The 7,001-nt window shown below is 62.6% G+C and carries 8 protein-coding genes; 6 read left to right on the top strand and 2 right to left on the bottom strand.

The window, feature by feature from the left end; translation table 11 throughout:
* Positions 1-9: 9 nt before the first annotated feature.
* Together HMPREF1155_RS01905 and HMPREF1155_RS01910 are read left to right on the top strand one after the other, a co-directional pair.
* A complete protein-coding gene (locus tag HMPREF1155_RS01905; protein WP_009076686.1) occupies positions 10-1,860 on the top strand; it encodes an ABC transporter ATP-binding protein in 1,851 nt (616 codons plus the stop codon).
* A complete protein-coding gene (locus HMPREF1155_RS01910) occupies positions 1,857-3,581 on the top strand; it encodes an ABC transporter ATP-binding protein (protein WP_009076754.1) in 1,725 nt (574 codons plus the stop codon). Before HMPREF1155_RS01905 ends, HMPREF1155_RS01910 begins: the two co-directional genes overlap by 4 nt.
* A gap of 129 nt (positions 3,582-3,710) precedes the next feature.
* On the opposite strand, the gene HMPREF1155_RS01915 is transcribed toward HMPREF1155_RS01910, so the two are convergent.
* Positions 3,711-4,037: a putative heavy metal-binding protein gene (locus HMPREF1155_RS01915; RefSeq protein WP_009076721.1), complete on the bottom strand. Its 327-nt coding sequence runs from the start codon at positions 4,035-4,037 to the stop codon at positions 3,711-3,713.
* A gap of 132 nt (positions 4,038-4,169) precedes the next feature.
* Here HMPREF1155_RS01915 and HMPREF1155_RS01920 point away from each other — a divergent pair, with 132 nt between their 5' ends.
* The 4 genes from HMPREF1155_RS01920 to HMPREF1155_RS01935 all read left to right on the top strand — a co-directional run bounded on the left by HMPREF1155_RS01920 (position 4,170) and on the right by HMPREF1155_RS01935 (position 6,547).
* Positions 4,170-4,484, top strand: coding sequence for a multidrug efflux SMR transporter (locus tag HMPREF1155_RS01920; protein WP_009076682.1), 315 nt, complete (start codon positions 4,170-4,172; stop codon positions 4,482-4,484).
* A 2-nt stretch (positions 4,485-4,486) separates the two neighbouring features.
* Positions 4,487-4,843: a multidrug efflux SMR transporter gene (locus tag HMPREF1155_RS01925; RefSeq protein WP_006362583.1), complete on the top strand. Its 357-nt coding sequence runs from the start codon at positions 4,487-4,489 to the stop codon at positions 4,841-4,843.
* A gap of 158 nt (positions 4,844-5,001) precedes the next feature.
* Entirely contained in the window at positions 5,002-5,589 is a 588-nt protein-coding gene (locus HMPREF1155_RS01930; protein WP_009076669.1) for a uracil-DNA glycosylase family protein, read from the top strand.
* A gap of 40 nt (positions 5,590-5,629) precedes the next feature.
* Positions 5,630-6,547: a Ppx/GppA phosphatase gene (locus HMPREF1155_RS01935; RefSeq protein WP_009076761.1), complete on the top strand. Its 918-nt coding sequence runs from the start codon at positions 5,630-5,632 to the stop codon at positions 6,545-6,547.
* 208 nt (positions 6,548-6,755) lie between these two features.
* Here the strand turns inward: HMPREF1155_RS01935 and HMPREF1155_RS01940 are convergent.
* On the bottom strand, positions 6,756-7,001 hold a 246-nt coding region (locus HMPREF1155_RS01940; RefSeq protein ID WP_009076749.1), incomplete at its 5' end, for an LPXTG cell wall anchor domain-containing protein.

Consider the following 7,001-nt stretch of genomic DNA (forward strand, 5'->3'; position numbering starts at 1 on the left):
GATCGGCCCATGTCAGCATCCACTGAAGTCGACAACGACCGCACGAGAACCGGGCAGGAGGACGCACAGGCCAAGAAGGAGAGGAGCGCGCGCCTGAAGAGCCTCTACCTGCAACTCACCGAACCGGCTCATCCGCTCATCATCCAAGGCATGGTCATGTCGGCGCTGTCGGCGGCCTGCGGATTCGTCCCCTACCTGATAGCCATCGCCATAGCCCAAGCCGCCCTGCGCGACGCCATGCCCTCCGCAGGCACGCTCGCCCTCATGGTCGTCGCGGCCATCGTATTCGCGGCAGCCGACCGCATGCTCTTCGGCGGCGGCACCGGCATCTGCCACAAGGCCGATGCCGACTTCCGCGTCCACGCGCGCCATGTCCTGCTCGACCACTTCTCCAAGCTCCCGCTCGGATGGTTCGACGACCGCAGCTCAAGCGAGGTCAAGCAGGCGGTTTCCGACGACATCCTCGGCATGCACCAAACCATCGGGCATGCTCCGACAGAAATCGTGAAGGCCGTGCTTTCGCCGCTCATCCCCCTCGTCATCCTCTTCGTCGCCGACTGGCGCATGGCGCTTGTGTTCCTGGTCTACATGACCGTGCTCGTCGTCGTATCGATGGCATTCATGATGCGCGACTACAAGACGCTTGCCGCGCGCTACGGCGAAGCCAACGTCGAGCTTTCGTCCGCAATCGTCGAAATAGCGGACGGCATCGAGGTCGTGAAGACGTTCGGCAGCGCGCGAGAGGCCGGATCCCGCTACCGCGATGCGGTCGAAGAGCTGACCGACGTCACGTTCGAATGGACGAAGGTGACCGCTGGCCCCTTCAGCATGCTGGGCGGATTCGCCTCGCCAGGAACCGTGCTCGCATTCCTCGGACTTGCGAGCAGCCTCTTCGTCGCGAAAGGATGGTTCGATTTCGCCGACTGCGTTCCCTTCCTCGTGCTGGGACCGAGCATACCCATGGGGCTCGTGACCTTGGCTTCAGGCATGGGATTCCTGCGCACGGCGAAGCAGAACCTCGAGCACATCGCGCGGGTCCTCTCCGCCGAACAGCTTCCCGAGACGGAGAAGGCCGAACGGCTTCCCGGCTCGGATCTCGACGTCGCCTTCGACGAGACCTCGTTCTCCTACGGAGAAAGCGCCCGCCTCGCGCTCGATCATGTGAACGCACGCATCGCGCCGGGAACCATCTGCGCCCTGGTAGGCGATTCGGGCAGCGGAAAGACGACGTTCGCGCGCCTCATACCCCGCTTCTGGGATCCGACTTCGGGTTCCGTGCGGCTCGGCGGGCATGACCTGCGCGATGTATCCTCCCAATCGCTTCTCTCGCAGGTGGCGATCGTCTTTCAGGAAAGCATGCTGCTATCGCTCAGCATCCGCGACAACATCAAGCTCTCCTGCCCCGATGCGACGGACGATGAGATGATCGAAGCCGCGAAGGCCGCGCAGATTCACGAGCGGATCCTTTCGTTCCCCCAGGGATACGACTCCGTCATCGGATCGGCCGACTGCAACCTCTCCGGCGGCGAAGCCCAACGCATCGCCATTGCGCGCGCGATTCTGCAGGATGCGCCCGTGCTCGTGCTGGACGAGGCCACCGCACACGCCGATCCCGAGAACGAAACCGCGATCCAGACGGCGCTCAGCCGCCTGTCGCACGGACGGACCACGGTCGTTATCGCCCACAGGCTCAACACCGTGACGGGAGCCGATCAGACGCTCGTTCTGGAAAACGGCCGCGTCATAGAATCCGGGCGACACGACGAGCTGCTCCAGGCGAACGGACGATATGCGAAGCTCTGGCAGACGCAGCAGGTCAATGCATTCCACGCACACGACACCGAGGAGGCGGCGCTATGATCGTCGATAGGATAGACAGGCTCGCCGGACGCTCGACGGGCATCAAGGCGCAGGTCGTGTACTTCGTGATCTGCGGCGTGCTCGAAGGCGGCGTGTACGCCGCGCTCCTCCCGTTGCTTCAAGCCCTGTACGAAGGCGATGGCCATGAAGCCTTCGTCTGGTCGGTCGTCGCGTGCGTTGCAGGCATCGCCTGCGCCGTCGCGAACTACCTTTCCGAAAACCACGGATACATGATCGGCGATGTCGTGATCCTGCGCAGCATCCAGGAACGCTTGGGCGACCATATCGTGAAGCTTCCGCTCGGATGGTTCGCCGCCGGACGCGCAGGCGAGCTCGCCGCCCTGCTCGAGCGCGATCTCCAGATGATCATGAATTTGCCGGGCATCTTCCTGAAGCAGCTCGTGATCGCAGTCGTCGTGCCGACCTGCATCGCCACGCTCTTCCTTGCTGTGGATTGGCGCGTCTTCCTCGCCTATATCGCGCTCATGCCTGCGCTGTACGTCTGGTCGAAGAAGATGGCCGGCGCCGCAGGCGCGGGACATGCCGAAGAGGAGCGGTCGAACGCGCATTTGGCGGGACGCGTGCTCGAATTCGTTCGGGCGCAGCCGATCCTGCGTGCGACGGGCACGGCTCGAAACGGCTGGCAAGCCCTTGAGGACGATATCTCCCGCGACCACGAGACCACGGTGCGCACGCTTGAAATGACTCAGAAGCCCATAACCGTTCACACGCTGCTCGTCTATGCGTCGTTCGGGCTTACGTTCCTCTGCGCGACGATGCTGCTGGCGATCGAAGCCGTGACGCCGGTCGAGTATCTCTTCGTGATCGTGCTTGCGCTGCGCTCGACCGATGCGCTCCATAAGGCGGCAAGCCAGGCCATGGCCCTCAACGTATGCCAGAACGCCATAGACGCATCCGAGAAGATCCTGGCTGCGAAGCCCCTGCCCGAGACCTCCGATCCGAAAAGGCCGACGGGCGCGTCGATCGAATTCGACGACGTGCGCTTCTCCTACGATGGGGCGCGTCGGGTCATAGACGGCGTGACGCTTTCCTGCCCCGAAGGACGGCTGACCGCCCTCGTCGGTCCATCGGGATCAGGAAAGACGACACTGACCAGGCTTATCGCACGATTCTGGGACGTCGATGCAGGAGCGGTGCGCATCGGCGGTGTAGATGTGCGGGATATGGCGGTCGACGAGCTGCTCGGCATGATCTCGCTTGTATTCCAGGACGTATACCTATTCGACGGAACGATAGAGGACAACGTCCGCTTCGGACAGCCTGATGCGACCGACGAACAGGTCCGCCGTGCCGCGCGCATCGCACGACTCGACCAGGTCGCAGAGCGTCTGGAGGACGGATGGGGCACACGCGTCGGCGAAGGCGGCGGACGCTTGTCGGGCGGCGAGCGTCAGCGCGTGTCGATCGCCCGGGCCCTGCTCAAAGACGCGCCCATCGTGCTTTTCGATGAAGCGACCGCGGCGCTCGACGCGGAGAACGAAGCTGCGATCGTGGATGCCATGCACGAGCTTGCGCGCGACCGGACGGTCGTCGTCATCGCGCACCGGCTTTCGACCATCGCCGAAGCCGATCAGATCGCCATGCTGGAGAACGGACGCGTCACGCAGCTCGGCTCCCATGAGGAACTGCTCGCCCAAGAGGGGCGTTACCGCAGCTTCTGGAGCGACCGCCAGCGCGCGCAAGGTTGGAAGGTGCGGTAGCAGACACCTCTCGTGTTACACGCGCGCATGCACGTGAGGAGCGGGTCGGCAGCGTACCCGATCCGCTCCTTGCACATCAGCCTCTCGCGCGAAAGGGCGTAAAAGAAATGAGGCGCGAGGAGCTCGATGCTACAGCGCCTCGAGCGTGACGGCGGTTCCGCTCACGGTCACCATGAGCATGTTGTTGCTCGCACCCAGAACCTCGTAGTCGACGTCCACGCCGACGATCGCATGCGCGCCCATGGCGGCGGCACGTCGCTCCATCTCATGCAGAGCTTCCGTGCGCGCGCCCATCAGCTCGTTCTCGTATCCGGCAGACCTGCCGCCGATGATGTCGCGAATGCCCGCGCCGAAATCCTTGAGGAAGTTCACGCCGGTAATGACTTCGCCGAAGACGACGCCGTAGTATCCCGTAACCCTATACCCTTCGACCGAAGGCGTGGTAGTGGTGATCATGAAGAGTCCTTTCGTTCGGGTGTTTGCGCTGTGGGCATCATAGTGTCGCCATCGGCGCGCCCTTTCATCTGCAGCCGATTCGTTATAGTGGATGGAATACGTACGCATCGCTTCGAAAGCAGGAACATACGCATGGCTTGGCTCATGCTCGCAGGATCGGTCATATTCGAAACCTTCGCGGACACGTCGATGAAGCTCTCGGACGGCTTCCGCAAGAAAGCCTGGATCGTCGGCATCGCCGTCGGCTACCTCGTTTCGTTCTACCTCATGTCGCATGTGCTGGCCGAACTGCCGCTCGGACTCACCTATGCGATCTGGACCGGCGTGTCCATCGTATTGACCGCCATCGTCGGACGCATTATCTGGAAAGAGCTTTTCACCTGGAAGAAAGTGCTTGGCATGACGCTCATCATCGTCGGCGTCGCGCTCTTGAGAATGGGGGCGTAACGATGGTTCGGACGAAAGAAGAGACGAAGGCGCGCGAAAAAAGCTGGCTTCTGCTCGCAGCGGCCATCGGCCTGGAGCTCTGCGGCACCACCTGCATCAAGCTTTCGGAGGGCTTCACCCAGCCTATCTTCGTGCTTGGGGTGATCGTCGCGTATTCGATCTGCTTCACCGCGTTCTCCGTCGCGCTGCGCGACCTTCCGCTCGGGCTCGCCTACGGGGTCTGGGGCGGCATCGGCACCATCGGAACCGCCGTCATCGGATTCTTCGCCTTCGGAGAGCCGATGACGGCGATTATGGCGCTCGGCATCGTGCTCATCATCGCAGGCGTCGCGTTCATGAACGCGGGGACGGACCAGTAATCGGATTCGCAGCGCGCGGCGAATCCGATAAAGCCCACAGGGCGTTCACGACCGAGGAGTACCTTAAGCATCAGGAATCCATGCGAACTTCGAGCGTGCATGACGCACGGCGGTTGCCATGCACGGATCCTATGAACTCCGCGAGGAAGAAGGCAGCCATGCAGGAAGAATTCCAGAGCATCTTCGACGCCATCCGCGCCGACGAGCAGAACGCGACGTTCACGAGCCAGGGCATCGACCCGCTCTACGCAGCCGCATCCGGCGCGCGCATCGCGATTATCGGACAGGCCCCGGGGCGCGTGGCGCAAGAGGCACGCATACCCTGGAACGATCGCAGCGGCGATAGGCTGCGCGACTGGCTCGGCATCGACCGTGACACGTTCTACGACCCCGAGAAGATCGCCATCATCCCCATGGACTTCTATTTTCCCGGATCCGGAAAGTCGGGCGATCTGCCTCCCCGCAAGGGATTCGCGGAGAAGTGGCATCCGAAGCTGTTCGCGCTCATGTCCGATATCAGGCTGACCGTGCTCGTCGGACGCTACGCGACACGCACGTACCTCAGGCTCAAATCTTCCACGAGTCTGACGGATGTCGTGCGCAACCATGCCGCATATCTTCCCGATTTCTTCCCGCTCGTGCATCCCTCGCCCCGCAATCAGATCTGGATGAAGAAGAATCCCTGGTTCGAGGCCGACGTGCTTCCTGAACTGAAGCACTGCGTGCATGACGCGCTCGCGAACTAAAGGAAACGAACGCACCGACTCTCATGAAAGGCCCTTCACTGTGAAACAGCCCCAGATCGGCATCATCGATATCGGTTCGAACACCATCAGGCTCTGCACGTATGCGCTTCCTGACCGCTCTGAGGCCGCGCCCGTGAAGACTTTCACCGAGAAGAAATCGGTCGGGCTGTCCGCGTACGTGCGCGACGGCATCATGACCGAGAGGGGCATCAAGGCCGCAGCCAAGGCCATCGCGAACCAGATGCAGCATGCGCGCCTCATGGGTTGCCAAGACATCAGGCTCTTCGCCACGGCGGCCCTGCGCAACTGCAGAAACTCCGCAGAGGCGACGCATACGCTTGCGGAGCGCGTGGGCGCGCGCATAGACATCCTCAGCGCCCGACAGGAAGCCGAATTCGGGTTCATGGGCATAAAAGCCGAGCTCGATGCGACCGACGGCATGGCCGTGGATATCGGCGGCGGCTCGACCGAGCTCACCTATGTCAAGGATGGAAACGTCGTGCGCTGCTGCAGCATTTCCGCAGGATCGCTCTCGCTCTGGAACGCCCACGTAGCCGGCATCATTCCGAATGCCGACGAACTCGCTGCCTGCACGCGCGCGTTCCTCCGCGCGCTCGACGAATCAGGATTCGAAATCCCCCGGGTTCCGCGTCTATTCGGAACGGGCGGCACCATCCGCAACGCCGCGCGCGTCATCGCGTTTCGCGCAGAGGGAACCGATGCAGCAACGTTCACGGCTGCGCAGCTCGACGACCTCCTGAGCTACGCGACCGAAGAGCCTGGGAGCTATGCCCGGGCGATCCTCGCCGTCGAACCCGCCCGCATCCATTCGCTCACACCGGGCACGGCCATCCTGAGGGCCGTATTCGAACGTTCAGGCGCCCGATCCATAGCCGTCTCGAAGTCAGGCGTGCGCGAGGGATACCTCCATAACCTGCTCGCAACGCGCACTGCATAGCAGCGGCGCATCGCCGGCCGCCTCACGACGCGACGCTGCATGAGCTTCGAAGAGAATAGGCAGGGGACATCGGCATTGCGAGCATGGCGATGAGCAGCGCTTCAACGAATCGCTTTCCTGCAGAAAAAAGGGTGCAGACCCTACGAGCTGCACCCTTTCAGCGTTCGATGCGACCTATCGGCCTACCTGGGCCGCATGGACCCTTCGCCTAATGCTTGTTTCTGCGACGGATGATGGCGAATGCCAAGACCGCAAGCGCGATGATCGCGACGATGCCCACGCCGAGCGCATAGTTGGCTTCGCCGGTCCGGGGTATGACCTTGTCCTTGGATGTGGACTGAACATCCGTCGACTTCTTATCGGAAGGCTTCGCCTTGTCGTGCGCCTTATCGGTCGTGCCCGGAGTCTGAGGATCAGGGTTGGGGTTGGGGTTGGGGTTGGGGTTGGGTTGGGG

The sequence above is a fragment of the Slackia sp. CM382 genome (genome assembly GCF_000293015.1).
In the GTDB taxonomy this organism is placed as follows: domain Bacteria; phylum Actinomycetota; class Coriobacteriia; order Coriobacteriales; family Eggerthellaceae; genus Slackia; species Slackia exigua.